This window comes from Ectothiorhodospira shaposhnikovii (genome assembly GCF_047222355.1).
Lineage (GTDB): Bacteria > Pseudomonadota > Gammaproteobacteria > Ectothiorhodospirales > Ectothiorhodospiraceae > Ectothiorhodospira.
The window spans coordinates 2,947,964-2,963,648 of the sequence record NZ_CP178333.1 but is presented as its reverse complement, the minus strand read 5'-3'; the positions used below and the strand labels follow the sequence as shown (position 1 = coordinate 2,963,648).

The window sequence follows — 15,685 nt, the reverse complement described above, 5'->3', positions numbered from 1 at the left end:
ATGGTGATCCGGCAGGTCTTGATGATTATATACTTCTGCGCCGGGTTGCGGTCATCGTGGCACCCAGCCCCAGCAGGCCCAGGCCGAACAGTGCCAGGGAGGCGGGTTCGGGTACGACGGCACGTCCTGCGTCAGTCTCAATGGTCATGCGGAAAGAGGCCTGATAGAGATTGCCTGCAAGGAGCGGAGCGGTGGTGCTGGAGAAGTTGATGGGGCCGCCGGTGTCACGAATGAGCTCAATGTTCATCGGCAAAGGTGCGTTCAGGCTGAGTGTGTTGGTGCCGTCTCCGAATACGTCAGGCGTGAAGTTCCAAATGGTAGCCCCGCCATTACTCAGGTCCGTGATTGAAAAGGAGAGAGAGTAGGCCGCTGTGGCAAAGGCAGGGAAGACCTCGTTGCTGGAAACAGCTACCTGCAGGAAGGCGTCAAGGTCGAAACTGAAGGTCAGTCCATCATCCTGGGCAAGACTGAATATAAAACTGGTGTTCAGATTGTTGTTGGAGTTCGATGAGGCATCCGCCGATCCGATGTCCACGCCCACGTAGGAGGCATTGGCGATGTTGGCCGGATCGTTGCCGAAGCCCGGCAGGCCAGTGATCGGCGAGCCGGATTCGAATTGGTCTCCGGCGGCATAATTACCCGTGGTCGGAGGGGCGGTCAGTTTCGGAAAGGTGTTTTCAGTCAGCCCCAGACCGAGGCAGCCATTGCCCACGCACTGTGCGCCGATATCAATGGGTACTCCCGTCTGGGTCGTTGAATCATCAATTGCGAAAGCCCCGCCACCTGAACCCGTGAGGGAGCCATTGACATCTGCCGTGCCGACGAAGGTGAGGACTGAAAAGTCACTTGCATCCAGCTGTCCACCGCTGCCGCTGATCATGAAGTTGGTCATGTTCAGCACGCCGCCAGCCATGACATAGGCATGAGCCTGGCCGGCGCCCGCCAGAACCAGCGTGCCGGTGACGGCAACGGCCAACAGATTGCGCCGAAGGGTTTTGTTGTGTGTCTTCATGTTCTGTTGCTCCCGCTAGAGTTCCGGTGTTGAGTGCCTTTGCCAGGCTCTTTCGAGATTCCCTGAAAGGCATGGGATTCTCTTCTTGACTGGTTCCAAGCAGGGATCATGCCTGTTTTTTATCTATTTGATTTTTTTTGATTTTAGTTGGATTGGCGTCTGGGTGAATGTGGTTCATGTAAATTTTGTCGACGGGTTTAGTCGCAGCGCAGGGCCGCGAGTGGTAGCCGCAGCGAGCGGGCGGCGGGCGCGGGGCCATAGCCTATCCGGCCCATGAAGACCGCTGATTCCAGGGCATCCGTGCCGATGAGTCCCTGCAGTTCCCGGGTGAGGCGCATGGCACGTTCGATGGAGGGCTGGTGGCGGGTGAATTCCACCTGTTCCCGAACATAGCCAGCAAAGATCAGGGGGGTGAGTTCGGGCTGAAACTGCAGCCCCTGGCCGGTGGCGGTCAGCCAGAATCTCTGCACGGCCCGCCCGCCGGCGATGTGATCGTCCAGATGGCGGACCGGTTTGTTGGCAATGATGACGAAATGGGCGGCGCACCCCAGTGCCGGGCGGACATCCATTTGCAGCCGCGGCAGCAGGGTACCGCCCAGGTAAGTATTGAGAAAGTGCACCCGCCGCCAGCTGCCCAGGGCCCACCGCATGAGTTTCAGGCCCAGGGGATCCATGCCCAGTGCCTGATCCGGTAGTCGGTCCTCACTGTACTGGCTGTTCCACTGGATGATTTGTCGATGGACCGGGTAGGCTTCCGGCGTGGTCAGACGGATGTAGGCATTGTCGTACAGCAGCCTTGCCATGCGCCTGAGCCCGTCCCGTCCTTCCAGCCAGATGACCCGGTAGCCCGCCCCCAGCGATGCCTCCAGGGCCGCACGATCCCGCGGCAGCAGCGGCTTCCGGCTCAGGGGGAAGCGGTTGGTGCATCTGGCTTTGATATGGGCGGCCAGCGGTTCCGGGACGGGGCTGTCCCGGGTGGTCAGCCGGATGTCGAAGCAGGGCGTGGTTTCCGGTGTGTCCAGCCGTCGCTGAATCTGACAGTCATGGCCGCGGGCGCGGGCCGCGATCTCCAGGGTCTCCAGCAAGGCGCCCAGGGCAAGCTGGCTGGCATGACCTTGCAGGTCATAGATGACATGATCCCGTGTGTCGAAGCCGTGTATCACCAGATGCCGGGTATCACGGATTTCAAAACGCCATGGCTGGGTGTTGTCGCCGCTTGGTGCCCAGCGCGCCAGTGCCAGCAGTTCCTCCATCAGACCCTGGGGTGTCGGTTCCGGTACGGGTGCCGGTGTTCCAAGCAGTCGTGCAACCTGGCGGTATCCCAGGTGTCGCTTCAGGGTTTGCAACGGGCCGCGATTGCCCCAGCGCAGTTTGCCGCGCCGGTATGTCATCCTGTAGGCATCAAAAGTATGGAACCAGGGTGCCGGATAGAGGGGGCCGCGTTGCAGCAGGATCTTCAGGGCCTCTGTCCCCATGACACCGGTGGCAAGGCGACAACCCATGATGGTGGAGGGCCCTCGTTGTTCCGCCAGGTTCAGGCGCAAGGGATCGACCAGGTAGCTTCGTTGCAGGGATGAGGGGGTCAGCCCCACCAGGAAATTCACATATTGCCTCTCATTGGTTTCTCCCTCCAGGCGGAAATATTCATCAAAGCTCATGCCTCCAGGCATGAACAGCAGGTAGGCGGTGCCCATGCCGATGGGGCCTGCCGTGATGGCGGGGATCTGTAATTCCGCGCAGCGTCGAAAGACTTGGGCGCGTATTCCCGGGGCGAAGAAGTCCAGGCCGTCCACGAACAGGTGTACCCCCTCAAGGAATTCATCCAGGTTGCCTGCATGGATGCCTTCCGGGAAACTGCGGATGTCCAGTTCGGGATTGATGTCCCGGGCCATGTCGGCCATGACCTGAACCTTGGTCTGCCCCTGGGTCTGCATGGTCGCGCCGGATTGCCGGTTGAAGTTTTGCAGTTCGAATACATCCGGATCCGCGATGTGGAAACCGCCGATACCCAGGCGGGCCAGGGTTAGCAGGTGGGTGCCGCCGACGCCGCCCATGCCGGCGATGGCGACGCGTCGGGATTTCAGCAGTGTCTGCTCGGTCTGCGTCAGCCAGCCCAGATTGCGGGAAAAGGCCAGTTCATGGTCAAAGAGGCTCATCTATGGTGTCCCAAGGTTGGTGCCGTGGCAGTATGGCTGGTGTCATTGTCATGGGTCAGATGAGTATAGTGCCCGACGATGCTTGGAACGAATGTCCCCCGGACTTTGCTCCCCTGGCCTGTGCATGAGCTATGCTTCCCTATGGATTGGGTTTGATGGATGTCCCCCCCCCTGGATGGAATAAAGCGCCATGAAAACACCTTCTCTGGTTGAGCATTTTGCAAGCTATTTTCAGGTGTTGCTTGCCGATACCGAAGCACTCAAGGATGAAGCGCACAAAGTGCGTTACGACGTTTACTGTCGTGAGTTTGCCTATGAAAAGGAGGAAGACTGTCCTGGTGGGCGCGAGCGTGACGAATACGATGCCTTTGCGCTGCACTGTATTATCCGGCATCGGGCATGTGATGTACCCGCAGGTTGTATCAGGGTAGTGATTCCGCCTGCCGAGCAGCCGGGCTTCCTGCTCCCGATGGAGGCCTTCTGCCGGGACAGCCTGACGCATTCCGAATTGAAGCCGGAAGCCTTTACCCGTGATCGGATTGGTGAGGTATCCCGCCTGGCGGTGCATACCCAGTTCCGGCGCCGCCGGGGTGAGTCGGATTCGCCAGCGGGTTACCCCGGCTGGGATGAAATGTCCGAGGAAGAGCGGCGCACCTTCCCCTTGTTGGGGTTGGCGCTGTTCTGTGCCGGAACCTCACTGATGCAAATGGCAGGTCGGGAGTATGCCTTCGTCATGATGGAAAGGCGTTTGGCCAGGATGCTGCAATCATCCGGTTTTCCATTTGTCCGTATCGGAGAGCCGATGGAATACCATGGAACTCGCGCTGCCTATTATGTCCGGGTAGAGCAGGTGATCCATTCGATGCAAGGTGATATTCCCGGGTTACATAATTATGTCCACGAGAGCTTGATGAATGGAGCGAGGGGCGGTAGTTTGCCGGTTTTGTGATCCGATACCCGACCCGCCGCCGACAACATGCTTTAATCCCGCTCGGGTCAGTGTAATCATGGGGCTAACGCATGTTCGGTGCACGCTATGAAGTTATTGTTGCCGATACACCCGGTACTTTGCAGATTCATCACGAAATCCGCTATCTGGTTTATTGCCTGGAAAAAGGGTTTGAGGATTCCCGTGCGTTCTCCGATGGTCAGGAATCCGACCACTGGGATTCTAATGCCACCGCCTTCATCGTGCGAGAACGAGAAACCGGTCAATGGTTGGGTGCAATGCGTCTGGTGCATTCCGTGCAGGGAGAATTGCCTGTGCATCGGATCACTCGCGTAAGTGCCGGGGATGCCAGTCCAGTGACTGGGGGTGCCGTGGAGCTGTCACGGATCTGCATCACGCAAGATTATGTTCGCCGCCGAAGGACCGGCTCGATGACCTCGGATGCCCCGGGCTGGGGAATTCAGGGGGGAGATGGTACCGGGGTTGTTTGGCGTAATCAGCAACGAGGGCCGTTGTTCAGGACAACGCCAGCCGATGATGGTGAGTGTCTCAATCGGCAGGGCATGAATGCCATGGTTGGTCCTGTTTTGGCCAAGGAGGAGCTTTCATGTTCTCTGACGCTTCCCATGCGGTCTGAGTTGTTTGCTGTCATGCTTCGAGCCGCCATCGAATACAGCCGGGACCGGAATATCCCCTACATGTATTTTCTGGTGAATCGGGCCCTGGCCAGGATGGTTCGCCGCCTGGGTTTTGAATTTTCCCTGGCTGGCGTTCCGTGCGAGTACCGCGGCACCCGTTACCCCTTTCTGGCCCATCTGGATACGGCCGTACAGCGAGCCATTCAGGCGTCACCTGATATGGCCCGGCTGTTTTTGCACGGGGGAGAACCCTATCGCCTTGCTTCTGCGCCTAGGCACTCTTGCCGAGAATGGAATTGAGGGATGCCAGCATTACCTCACCGCGAAAGAGTATCCCCCCGTTTTCCAGTAGGCCCAGGCAGATGTGTCGTTGTTGCTGCAGGCGCGTGTGTCCCAAGCCGCCACCGTTGCTAGCCACCTGTTGAGCATCACTCACCAGCAGATGCAGGGCATCGGCACTTCGCAGGCGGCGTGCCAGCGTCTGGTTCACGCTGAACTGATGTGTGGTATAGACCATGGGATTGGCGTAGAAGTCATGGCCTGCCGCATGGGTGCGTTCCAGTAATGCGCAGGAGATGAGAGCGGTGGGGAACATATCGGGATAGTTGATGTGATCCTCCAGTTCATCGAAATAATCCGCCTGTCTGGCCAGTGAACCGGACAGCAGATTCTTGGCGTTGCTGTTGGTCATGAACTTGCGTTTATGGAACCAGCCTCCCTCTGGCAGCAGGCTGCGGTCGGGCAATGGAGGCAGATTCTCGGACAGCTGGAAGGGGGGTGTCAGGTCAGGCAGCGTCAGTGGGTGATCGGAATCCCTGATTTGTCCGAGCAACACCATGCCGTTGGTTTTTCTGACAACGACACGATTGGAGCGGATCCAACGGCCGTCCGGTGTGCAGGTTCGCTTGGTGGGTTTGATTTCCATGCGGAAGGGTTCATCGGTCCGTAGTACCCCCGCAAAGGTGAACTGATAGTTGCGATAAGCAGGCGGAGGGTCGTCCGGCGTGCTGTCCAGCAGGCGGTGACGGGTTACCCGGTATTCAGCCAGGCATTCCATCTGAAAGCCCAGTACGATGGGGCCGCCGAAGGGATTCTGATGGATACGATGCCATTTATCAGCATCGTGAAAGGGGTTAAAGTCGTCGGTGGCATTGCGGGCCACGTCCAGATGGATCTGACGATAGACCTGGTCATCTTCTGCGGTCATTCTTCCTGCCATCCTTTCCTTTTCCGGCTTGTCTGTGACCTTGCCCTGATGGGTACGGGCATCGTCGTTGCTCAATGGGCCGTGGGATCTTCCGCCACCGCCTCCAGCTCGCTGGCCATCTGTTCCAGCACGGGGAGACGAGGGTCATCCGGCGTCAGCCGACGGGCAGCGCTTAGATAGCGCCGCATCCTTGCCAGGTAGCCCAGGTCCGCCCCGTAGGATCGCTGCATGAACAGGGCCAGGGCCTGAGCGGCACACAGGTGGAAGACCGGACTTTGCGGTGCTTCTCGGGCGCCGGCCTCAAAGAGACGGATGGCTGATTCGTATTTTGCCAGGGAGAGTGCACGTTGACCCTCATTGTAAAGTTTACGCAGCACGGGATAGTTGACGATGGTAGCCAGGTGGTCATCCATCTTCTGGATTGGGCGGCCGCTGAGGGCGCCCTGGGTAATCATCTTCAGCAAGCCCTTTATGGGAGAGGGGCTTTCCTCATCCAGCGCTCGCGGAAGGGGTAAGGCGGTGGCCTCCTGGCGGACCGAAGGTCGAACAATCAGGCTGTACATGATGGGAATCACAAACAGTGTCAGTACGGTTGATACCAGCAGGCCCCATACGATGGCACTGGCCAGAGGTCCCCACATGAGCGATTTTCCTCCCAGCCCGACCGCCAGCGAAAACAATCCGGCAACCGTCGTCACCGAGGTGATGATGATCGGGATGAAGCGGCGCCGGGCGGCGTTGAGCACCGCATGCATCAGCGGCATACCGCGGCGCAGGCGGTCGTTGGCGGCGGAAATGAGTACGATGGCGTCGTTCACGGCAATACCGGCCAATGCCACGACACCATAGAGGGTATATACGCTGAGCGGTTGCTGGCTCACCAGCAAGCCGATCAGAACGCCGGTGAGGGCCATGGGCACCACGGCCAGTACGATCAGAGGCTGGGTGTAACTGCGGAACTGGGTGCCCAGGATGAGGTAAACCAGCATCAGACCCAGCAGGAACAGCCACCCCAGGGCTTCGATGCTTTCTACGATGTCGTCGAAGTCACCCGTGAAGTCCAGATCGATATTGGGATACAGGCTTGCGTAACGGGTATTCCACTCCCGTTGGACAAGACGGTGCGCAGTGGCGGCATCCATGACGGACTCATCCAGTTCGGATTCCACCGTGATGGTGCGCCGAAGGTTGAAATGTCGGATACTGCCTTCTGCCCGGATGATCTCGTAATCAACCAGTTGCCCCAGCAGGATGGGACTCCCATCAGGCACGCTGATCGGAGTATCCAGGAAGCGGTCGATGTCTTTCACCGCCTCTACGCGAGCACGCACACGTACACCGATGCGTTCGCCACGATCCCGCATGGACGCGACCACTTCCCCGTCCGTAAGGAGTCGCAGATCCCTGATGACATGGCTCGGATCCAGACCCGCGCGCAGGATGGCATCCGGGTTGAGGCGAACCGACAGTTCCATGCCGCCGGCGTAGGCATCGTCAACCACATCATAGGTACCAGGAATGTTCTGCAGGATGCCGGTGACATGGTCTGCCGCCCTCCGGATCTCTTCTAGATCATTCCCTCTTACCTTCACGCTGACCGGGCGCCCCATTGGCGGGGCCCCGGAGATGCGACGTTCCATCCAGATGGATTCCGGGCCAGGCACCTGGGCAGCGACCCGTCGGACGGCTTCGATGATCTCATCCACATCCCGTCCCGTTCGGGTTTGTGGTCGTAGGCTCACCTGGATCTGACCCTTGGCGGTGCCGAACAGACTCTCCGCATTGGTGAACTGGATGCCGGCATAGCTGGCCTTGGAGCGTAGCTCATCCCCCCGGAACTCAGTCGCAATGGCCGATTCCACCGCCATGGTGGTCGTCAGGGTCTTCTCCAGAGGGGTGCCCGCCGGCATTTCCACGTTTACGAAGAATAGCCGGGCCGAGTCCGTGGCAAAGAACTCGGTTCGGATCAGTCCCAAGGCCACGAAGGTGAGTGCCAGGATCAGCAGTCCGGTGAAAAGACCCAGTGTCATCCTGGGGCGTCTGAGGGCCTTGGTCAGGATCAATCCATAGCGCAGTCTTGCTTTTCTGACCATTTTTGACCGCAGACGGCCCGAGCGGGTAAATCGATCAGGTTTTGGGCGGGAGGCGGCGATGTGGCTGGGCAGGATCCAGAAGGCCTCCACCAGACTCAGTATCAGTGCCACGGCGACGACGATGGGCGCCACCTTCATGAATTCGCCCAGCACACCGGGCACCAGCATCAGGGGTAGGAAGGCTGCAATGGTGGTAAGGACGGCGGCGGTGACGGGGGCCGCCACCTCTCGGAGGGCATCGATGGCCGCATCCATGGGAGGTATGCCCTGTTGTAAACGACGGTGGATTGCCTCGGCGACCACGACGGTGTCGTCCACCAGCATGCCCAGCACAATCATGAGGCCAAGCAGGACGATGACATTGAGTGTCTGCCCGATCAGTCCGAGAAACAGGAAGGTGCCGGCAATGACGAAGACCAGGCTGAAGCAGGTGGCGAAGGCGATCCGTGAACCCAGGAGTAGCCAGGTGGTAATCAGTACCAGAAGCAGTCCGATGGCCGCATTGCTCTGCATGGTGCCGATGGCCTGGCGAGTGACCAGTGTCTGGTCATCCAGCAAGACAATCTGGACGCCGGTGATGGGGCTGGCGCGATCGTTATAGTCGTTCAGATAGTTCCGGATTCGGTCGAGGAATTCCAGTTCGTTGGCATCGTCCTGCTTGAATACCGGTAGCAGGATCGAGGGGTTGCCAAGGTAGCGCGCCAGATGATCGGCGTCTTCGCGCCCGCGGACCACCTGGGCAACGCTGCGCAAGGGGATTTCACCGTGGGCTGAAAGCAGGGGAATGTCGGCAAGATATTCCGGGTCATTTTCCGTGCCTTGCAGACGCACCAGCCATTCCTGGTCTCCCAGGCCCACCGTACCCGCTGCCAGATCCCTAAAGTAGGTGCTGACGGTCTGTGCCAGTATCGAAGGTGTCAACCCCAGGCCCACCAGTTCGTCCGGGTGGAACAGTACCTGAAGTTCAGGGTCCCGAAGGCCGATGGGTTCCACCCGGTCGGTGCCGGGTAGCCGCTCCAGATCCTGCTGGATGCGCTGCGCCTGGAAACGCAGGTTGTCGTCGTCGTCCAGTCCGACCACGGCGATCATGGTGGTAGGGTAGGCGTTGGCACTGCTGATGGTGGTGATGCTGGGTCGGCGAGCTTCCGCAGGCAGATCGCTTTCGACGTTCTGGATCTCCCTGTGCAGATCATTGATCCGTTCATCCACTCTGCGCTCACTCATTTCTTCCAGGCGTATGATGATGAGCGAGACATCACGCTGGCTTATGCTGGAAGTGAACCGGATATCCGACACCCGTTCCACGGCTTCTTCCAGCACGTCAGTCACCTGACGTTCGATATCCGTGGCCGATGCGCCGGGCATGAGTGTCTGGATCGTGACCCAGTTCAGATTGACGGTCGGATCCTGTTGTCTGGGTAACTGAAAATAGGTGATGACGCCAACGATCAGGACGCCAAGAAACACCGCATTAGCCAGGAAGTGGTTTTCCAGAAAACGGCGATACATGCCGGCCCCCATCAGCGCTCGATGATCCGGACGGAGTCTCCGTCACGCAGGCCAAAGCGCCCATCGACGATCAGTCGGGTATCTCCGGGCAAGTCCATCGGAGGGGGTTGCCCCTCCCTGACGCCGGGAGCGAGTATGAACCTGGCTCTGCCATCCTCTTCCACAAAGATTCCCAGGGCGTTTTCTCGCCTTACCAGCAGGTCGGCGGGCGCGTGACGCAGCCCTGAAACCCATTCGATACGTCCCACCTGCCCGGGCAGAGCTGCTTCATGGGTGAACACAAACCGTACATCCACGCTTCGAAGTCGCTGATCCACCACGGGAGAAACAGCACGTAACTCCACCGGGTAATGCACACCCGCCGCCACGAAACGGATTTCTCCCGCGGCCTGAAGGGCAGGCAGGTCCTGCTGCTGGATATTACCGCTGACTTCCAGGTCCCCGGCGTCCAAAATCCGTGCGATGGGGGTGCCGGCCTGCACCAGTTCGCCGACACTGCCCAGACGCTCGATGATCACGGCATCGAAGGGAGCACGGATTTCACAGAGGTTGACGCGTCGCTGGGCGGAACGGGTGGCGGCCTCCAGCCGCAGCACTTCGGCCCGAGTGCGCGAGGCCTGGGCCTGACGCTCGTTCAGGAGCTCCGCGGACACGGCCTGTCGGCGGGCCAGCTCCTGGGCCCTTCCCAACTGAAACTGGGCAAATTCTGCGTCCGCCCGTGCGGCCTGTGTTGTGGCCCGGACCTGCTGGAGGTCCAGGCTGTGTTCCTCGCAATCAAGCCTTGCAAGCAGGGCGTCAGCTCTCACCACTTCCCCCACGCGCACGACCACTTCCTGCAGCACACCATGGATTTCGGCACTCACGCGGGTATCGTTGAGGCTGACTGTGGTTGCCGGGGCACTGCGTATCGGTTGGAATCCAAGGTCGTCCAATGTACGGGTGGTGACGGGTTTTTCTCCGGCCATGGCTACGTCCATGGCTAGGGCCAGGCAGGTCATGAGGCAAACACTATACAGGCCTCGAATCATGGTGTTACCCCGCAGGTTCCCGACGCTCAAGTGGTGGTTCTGAGGATTGTTCCTGACCAGTATAGCCTTTGCGCTCCTTGTAAGGCTTGCCGTCCAGGTAGTTCATTGATGGCTACCGGAAAAAGCATAACGTCATCAATGGCGTTGCTTATCTGGTGTATTCGCAAAAGGAAACAAAGGCCGAGTTTTCCAGCGCCACCTCCCGCGCACGTGGGAGTCAGGAATTTTCAGTTTGTCACTGGATTCCCGCTTGTGCGGGAATGACTCAGAGTATGAGGATGAAGGATTCGGAACACGGAGTGGCTGATTCAGGGGGACCGAGTGGTGTGGTTTTTTGCGTGTCGGTCTTTTTTACGAATTAGAGCAGGTTGCGAGTGTGGTTTTTTTTTTCCTGATTATAAGATTTTGATCACATTTGTATTTTTGTTTTTGGTCTGCTTTTTGCTGGTGGTGCGTGTGTAAGGCCGATTCTTCGTGCCCCTATTCCGTGAAGGAGATCGTAGATGAAAACATCATTTAAAATCACTGCTCTGGCATCGGTGCTTGCGGCAGGGGCACTGGTCGGCACCGCCAGCGCCGCACCGCTGACTCAGCTGTATTTCGTGCAGGCCGCCGGCTGGCTTGACCCCCAGAACGATGGTAATACCGAGACATTTTTCAATCCGTCAAATACCGGTCTGACCCTGAGCGCCAATAACCCGGTCGGTACCCCTCCTGGTTCCGCGAATACCTTCGAGCAGCTGGCTTGGAGTTCCTCCATGAATGGTGGCGCGACCAGTTCACTGACCATCGGGTCATTCACCTCCGCCAACAGCCCGTCTTTTCAAGGTGCGGGGTGGACCCAGGGGCAGTGGTGGACTATTGATCAGTTGACCCAGGTGAATCAGGTTCTGACCGTTCCACTGAACAGCAATGTGCCAAACCCCCTCTGGATCGCCGATATTCTCGGCAATTTCCGGGTTTTTTCTGATTCAACCTTCAGTCTTGACAGTATGTTGCTGGAAGACCTGGATGCCGTGACCCGGGTGAGCTATTGGGAAACCCTGAACACCGGTCTGGCCCAGAACTGCCCGGGAGGTAATCCCACCGGCAGTACGGTTCCTTGTGATGATGTCTATACCGTGTTGGACATTGCGCTGGATTCCCTCAGTTTTGAGCTGGATAACTACCTCTACTCCATTGATTTTCAACTGGCTCCCGGAAATGGTGTGCTCATCTGTACGGGGCTTGAGTTAGAGGGTCCCTGCACCAATCCAGGCGCATCTCCCCAGTCTGGTGAGTTCTTCCGGGTGTGGGCTGCCGAGCAGGCCCAAACCCAGATCTTTGTCCAGGCCCGCTGGACTGCCCAGGAAATTCCCGTGCCTGAGCCCGCCATGCTGGGTCTGCTGGGTATCGGACTGGCGGGTATGGGGTTCGCCGCCAACCGTCGCCGCCGCACCTGATATGTCTGTTCTCCCGCGGGGTGGGATGGTGATCAGGCGCGAGGCAGATAGGTGAACTTGCGCTCGTAATCCAGCCCCATCCCGTAGGGGAAGTCCTCATGGGGGTAACAGCGAACCCGTGGAGGGGGGCGCTGACGGTCTACAGCCTCTGCATGGACCAGTGCCTGAAGGCGGTCGGCAACCTCCGCCGGAGATGGTGTTGCCAGCCCCGAGCGCACTTGTACCTCCCATTGTTGAGCCTGAGGGTCGACGCGGAAAGCACCGGACACACAGTCTGCCACCCGTGGATCCCGATACAGCAGTGACTTGAAATGATCCACCCGCCACCCTGAGCCGATCCGGTCCTTGGCGCGCCCCTGCAGGGCGATCATGGGCAAGGGGCCATGCTGGAGGGCTTCGGCCACCGGGCAGGGAAGGTCGCTGAAATCCTCCGCCCGGGGCCACCGGGCCGTGTCGCCGGTGCGGTAACGAATGAGCGGAATGGTGGCTTGGGGGTCCAGCACCGTTACCACCAGTTCTCCGTTGCCGTTGTCGTCCGGTGCGTGGATTTCCACCAGCGTGCGCAACGGGTTGTAGCAGAAGAAAAAGGGCGGGGGATGCAGCGGTTGCCGGCGGTGCAGGGCGCGACGTGCGGCGATGGTTTCCCTGGTCTCGAAGAACAGATTCAATCCCAGTTCCCCCACGCCCATGGAACTGCCGATCATCGGGCCTTCCGGCGTGTCCGGGTCGATGCCGAGCCTGGCTCCCGCGTAGCTGCGAAAATCCTCACTGAACGTTTCTTCGCCAAGGATCGCCTGAAGCCGGACCTGAGACCAGTCAAACCCCTGTTCCGCGGCATGGTCCAGCAGGCGCTTGAGAAACAGGGGGTCGGTACACAGGATCACCTGATCAAAAAGGGGGCTGGCCTGGCGGATGATGGCCAGGGCCATGTCTTCACGGACGCTGACGTTGGCCACGCAGACGGTGCGCGAGTTGAACACTACCCCCATGGGCAGGCAGTTCACCAGCAGGGTGGAGTGGTCATCCACGCCAAAGGCCATCTGCAAACCCAGGTCGATGGCATCGGGACCAGTCGCCATTTGTCGGTGGGTGGTCAGGCCGAAGGCGAAACGATCACCTCCATGGCCGGAACTGGTCAGGATGCCGCCCAGTGTCTGCGGCGGCGTGCCTTCAATCATCAGTGCCTGTAGTGGGAAACGGCCGAAGGTGTTCCCTTTGTCCAGCAAGGGCGCGTCACGGAGGATGGCCTCGGCCTTCATCGGGTGGGTGTTGAGGCCAGCTTCACGCAGCAGGGTTCCATAGGCCGGCGAACCGGTGGCCGCACGGGTAAAGCATTGCTCCAGGCGCCGACGTGACAGGGCCCGCAGGGTTTCCGGTCTTTGTCGGGAGAGTTGCCGGAGCAGGAAGCGCCTTTGCAGGCGTCTCCATGTGCGCCGAAGATTGTCTGTTACCCGGTGCATCCGTACTCCGCTTGCGAGGGCCTGATCAGGGCGCGTGCTGGAACCATCTGAGTAGTTCGGGCCTGGTTCGCTGCAGACGACGTTCGATTTCCCTCAGGTCGGCAAGGTAGGGGGTCACCGGGCCATAATAGTCGCGTTCCTCCCCAATGGGTTCGAACACGAAATCGAACCGGGAAAGGATCCTGATCAGCGATTTTTCCATGGCGGCATACCAGTACTGGATACCCTTTTCGCAACTGTAGCGGTACATCTGGCGATAAAGTCCAAGTACCAGGAGGGGGGAGTTGCTTCTTCGTTCCTGCCCTGGCAGATGTTTCGGCGCTGGCATGCCGTCGGACTCATTGACACCGAACCATGTGTCCCCGGTGCGGCGACGATAGCTCCTGCTGACCGCCAGTCGGGATACCTCGGCGCTCAAGGAGGCGGGTGGAGGGAGGAAATTCTCGAAGGGTGGGCAGTGATATTCGAATGGGAAGGGTTCCCCCCCGGGGCTTAGTACCAGGCGGACGGTGCCTGCAATGTTGCCCTGGGTGTTTCTGGCGGTAAAGTGGGCAGAGCGTTGATCGAAGGGATCTCTTTCCAGGCCGTCAGGATATTCCGATATGGGCAGGAATCCCCGTTCCTCGCAGTAAGTGCGGTAACGCAGGGCAAATATTTCGGAGAGGTTGGGGTTGCTGCAGCCCATTTCACATGTCTGAAGGGTGAACCATTTATTCAGTGCGCCAAGAGCCGTCGTTGCTGCATCCATAACAACAGCGGAGGGTGCGGCGGCCTTATCTGGGTCATCCGGAGAACGGCTGGCGATGATCATGTCCCGGGGCCTCCGCAAAGGTAGCGTCGCAAGGGGTTCAGGGCTGAGACGGACGGCACATTCCTTGAATCTCAGAGGCTACATAGAGTGATTATGGCAGGTAATGGGCCTGCTGGCGGGTCTGATGATCACTTACGCCAACCCATACTGCCGCAATTTCTTCCGTAACGTCCCCCGGTTCAACCCCAGATACTGTGCCGCCCGGCTTTGATTGCCGTCGCAGTGCCTGAGCACGGAGGTCAGCAGGGGGCGCTCCACCTCCTCCATCACCAGTCGATAGACGTTATCCGGTTCGTGGCCGTCCAGGTGGGCGAAGTAGTCATCCAGGGCCTGGTACACGGCCTTGGCCAGGGTTTCGCTCTCTCCCTTGATCTCGTGAGTCATGCGGCAATTTCCTCGCCTTGGCAGAGCGACTGGAAGTAGCGGGTGATCAGCTGTTGCTGGGTGATGCGGTCCGGGGCACGCAGGATGCGGGGGCGCCAGTCGGCGGCGCCGGGGCGGCCGTCCAGATACCAGCCGATGTGCTTGCGGGCGGTGCGCACTCCCAGGTTCTCTCCGTAGAAATCGTACATATGGCCCAGGTGGGCCTGCAGCAGGGCATGGACCTGGGCCGGGGTGGGATCGGGCAGGTGCTCGCCGTGGGTCAGGTAGTGCTGGATTTGCCGGAACAGCCAGGGACGGCCCTGGGCGCCGCGGCCGATCATGAGGGCGTCGGCGCCGGTGATCTCCAGTACCCGTCGGGCCTGCTCGGGGGTGCGGATGTCGCCGTTGGCGATGATGGGGATGTACACCGCCTGCCTGACCCGGGCGATGGCCTGGTAGTCCACGGTCCCCTTGAAGCCGCAGGCGCGGGTGCGGCCGTGGACGGTGAGGGCCCGGATGCCGTGATCCCGGGCCAGGCGGGCGATGTCGGGGGCATTGATGTGATCCCGGTCGACGCCCAGGCGGATCTTGAGGGTGACGGGGACCGGCACGGCGGCGACAACGGCCGCCAGGATACGGGCCACCCGGGGTGGGTCGGCCAGCAGGGCGGCGCCGGCGCTGCGGTTGACCACCTTGCGGGCGGGGCAGCCCATGTTGATGTCGATGATCTGGGCACCCAGGTCGACGGCGGCCCGGGCGGCCTCGGCCATCATCCCCGGATCATAGCCGGCGATCTGGACGCTGCGGGGGCCGATCTCGCCGTCCTGGTCCAGGCGCAGGCGGGATTTGGTGGTCCCCCACAGGCTCATGTCCGAGTGGACCATTTCCGACACCGCCAGGCCGGCGCCCTGCTGTCGGCACAGTTGACGGAAGGGTCGGTCGGTGATGCCCGCCATGGGCGCGAGGATCAGTGGCGGGTCGACGGTGTGGGGTCCGATGTGCATGGGCTTTAAAGGG

At 60.0% G+C, this 15,685-nt stretch carries 11 protein-coding genes and 1 pseudogene; 3 read left to right on the top strand and 9 right to left on the bottom strand.

Going from position 1 to position 15,685, the window contains the following annotated elements:
- Positions 1 to 25 precede the first annotated feature (25 nt).
- Both ACLF6L_RS13570 and ACLF6L_RS13565 read right to left on the bottom strand, forming a co-directional pair.
- Positions 26 to 1,012 (bottom strand): EDSAP-1 family PEP-CTERM protein, encoded by a 987-nt coding sequence (locus tag ACLF6L_RS13570; RefSeq protein ID WP_412851882.1) that lies wholly within the window; start codon positions 1,010 to 1,012, stop codon positions 26 to 28.
- Positions 1,013 to 2,310: 1,298 nt separating this feature from the next.
- Positions 2,311 to 3,168 (bottom strand): annotated as a pseudogene (locus ACLF6L_RS13565) (ThiF family adenylyltransferase); the annotation flags it as partial.
- A gap of 190 nt (positions 3,169 to 3,358) precedes the next feature.
- On the opposite strand from ACLF6L_RS13565, the gene ACLF6L_RS13560 reads away from it, so the two are divergent.
- Positions 3,359 to 4,117 carry a PEP-CTERM/exosortase system-associated acyltransferase gene (locus ACLF6L_RS13560; RefSeq protein WP_200173578.1) on the top strand — a complete coding sequence of 253 codons (759 nt, stop codon included), beginning with the start codon at positions 3,359 to 3,361 and terminating at the stop codon, positions 4,115 to 4,117.
- A 71-nt stretch (positions 4,118 to 4,188) separates the two neighbouring features.
- The gene (locus ACLF6L_RS13555) at positions 4,189 to 5,055 is read left to right on the top strand and encodes a GNAT family N-acyltransferase (protein WP_200173576.1); all 867 of its coding nucleotides are present in this window, start codon (positions 4,189 to 4,191) and stop codon (positions 5,053 to 5,055) included.
- On the opposite strand, the gene ACLF6L_RS13550 is transcribed toward ACLF6L_RS13555, so the two are convergent.
- From ACLF6L_RS13550 to ACLF6L_RS13540, 3 genes are all read right to left on the bottom strand, one after another.
- Entirely contained in the window at positions 5,027 to 5,962 is a 936-nt protein-coding gene (locus ACLF6L_RS13550; RefSeq protein ID WP_200173574.1) for a hypothetical protein, read from the bottom strand. The genes ACLF6L_RS13555 and ACLF6L_RS13550 overlap by 29 nt on opposite strands.
- 71 nt (positions 5,963 to 6,033) lie before the next feature.
- The gene (locus tag ACLF6L_RS13545; RefSeq protein ID WP_412851881.1) at positions 6,034 to 9,564 is read right to left on the bottom strand and encodes an efflux RND transporter permease subunit; all 3,531 of its coding nucleotides are present in this window, start codon (positions 9,562 to 9,564) and stop codon (positions 6,034 to 6,036) included.
- Positions 9,565 to 9,575: 11 nt separating this feature from the next.
- Entirely contained in the window at positions 9,576 to 10,562 is a 987-nt protein-coding gene (locus ACLF6L_RS13540; protein WP_412851880.1) for an efflux RND transporter periplasmic adaptor subunit, read from the bottom strand.
- Between the two features lie 533 nt (positions 10,563 to 11,095).
- Here ACLF6L_RS13540 and ACLF6L_RS13535 point away from each other — a divergent pair.
- Positions 11,096 to 12,034 carry a THxN family PEP-CTERM protein gene (locus tag ACLF6L_RS13535; RefSeq protein WP_200173567.1) on the top strand — a complete coding sequence of 313 codons (939 nt, stop codon included), beginning with the start codon at positions 11,096 to 11,098 and terminating at the stop codon, positions 12,032 to 12,034.
- A gap of 32 nt (positions 12,035 to 12,066) precedes the next feature.
- Here the strand turns inward: ACLF6L_RS13535 and ACLF6L_RS13530 are convergent, their stop codons facing one another.
- The 4 genes from ACLF6L_RS13530 to dusB form a co-directional block, all read right to left on the bottom strand.
- Positions 12,067 to 13,494, bottom strand: a complete 1,428-nt coding sequence (locus ACLF6L_RS13530; protein WP_412851879.1) for a hypothetical protein — start codon at positions 13,492 to 13,494, stop codon at positions 12,067 to 12,069.
- A gap of 25 nt (positions 13,495 to 13,519) precedes the next feature.
- The gene (locus ACLF6L_RS13525) at positions 13,520 to 14,305 is read right to left on the bottom strand and encodes a PEP-CTERM/exosortase system-associated acyltransferase (RefSeq protein ID WP_200173564.1); all 786 of its coding nucleotides are present in this window, start codon (positions 14,303 to 14,305) and stop codon (positions 13,520 to 13,522) included.
- Between the two features lie 132 nt (positions 14,306 to 14,437).
- Complete coding sequence (gene fis, locus ACLF6L_RS13520) at positions 14,438 to 14,689, bottom strand: DNA-binding transcriptional regulator Fis (protein WP_200173562.1); 252 nt, start codon at positions 14,687 to 14,689, stop codon at positions 14,438 to 14,440.
- A complete protein-coding gene (dusB, locus tag ACLF6L_RS13515) occupies positions 14,686 to 15,672 on the bottom strand; it encodes a tRNA dihydrouridine synthase DusB (RefSeq protein ID WP_412851878.1) in 987 nt (328 codons plus the stop codon). The genes fis and dusB overlap by 4 nt, the downstream gene beginning before the upstream one ends.
- Between the last annotated feature and the right edge of the window lie 13 nt (positions 15,673 to 15,685).

Excerpts from the sequence above, each read along its gene's own strand:
- ACLF6L_RS13570 (WP_412851882.1), bottom strand. The coding sequence starts at position 1,012 with ATGAAGACACACAACAAAACCCTTCGGCGCAATCTGTTGGCCGTTGCC.
- ACLF6L_RS13560 (WP_200173578.1), top strand. The coding sequence starts at position 3,359 with ATGAAAACACCTTCTCTGGTTGAGCATTTTGCAAGCTATTTTCAGGTG.
- ACLF6L_RS13555 (WP_200173576.1), top strand. The coding sequence starts at position 4,189 with ATGTTCGGTGCACGCTATGAAGTTATTGTTGCCGATACACCCGGTACT.
- ACLF6L_RS13550 (WP_200173574.1), bottom strand. The coding sequence starts at position 5,962 with ATGACCGCAGAAGATGACCAGGTCTATCGTCAGATCCATCTGGACGTG.
- ACLF6L_RS13545 (WP_412851881.1), bottom strand. The coding sequence starts at position 9,564 with ATGTATCGCCGTTTTCTGGAAAACCACTTCCTGGCTAATGCGGTGTTT.
- ACLF6L_RS13540 (WP_412851880.1), bottom strand. The coding sequence starts at position 10,562 with ATGACCTGCCTGGCCCTAGCCATGGACGTAGCCATGGCCGGAGAAAAA.
- ACLF6L_RS13535 (WP_200173567.1), top strand. The coding sequence starts at position 11,096 with ATGAAAACATCATTTAAAATCACTGCTCTGGCATCGGTGCTTGCGGCA.
- ACLF6L_RS13530 (WP_412851879.1), bottom strand. The coding sequence starts at position 13,494 with ATGCACCGGGTAACAGACAATCTTCGGCGCACATGGAGACGCCTGCAA.
- ACLF6L_RS13525 (WP_200173564.1), bottom strand. The coding sequence starts at position 14,305 with ATGATCATCGCCAGCCGTTCTCCGGATGACCCAGATAAGGCCGCCGCA.
- fis (WP_200173562.1), bottom strand. The coding sequence starts at position 14,689 with ATGACTCACGAGATCAAGGGAGAGAGCGAAACCCTGGCCAAGGCCGTG.
- dusB (WP_412851878.1), bottom strand. The coding sequence starts at position 15,672 with ATGCACATCGGACCCCACACCGTCGACCCGCCACTGATCCTCGCGCCC.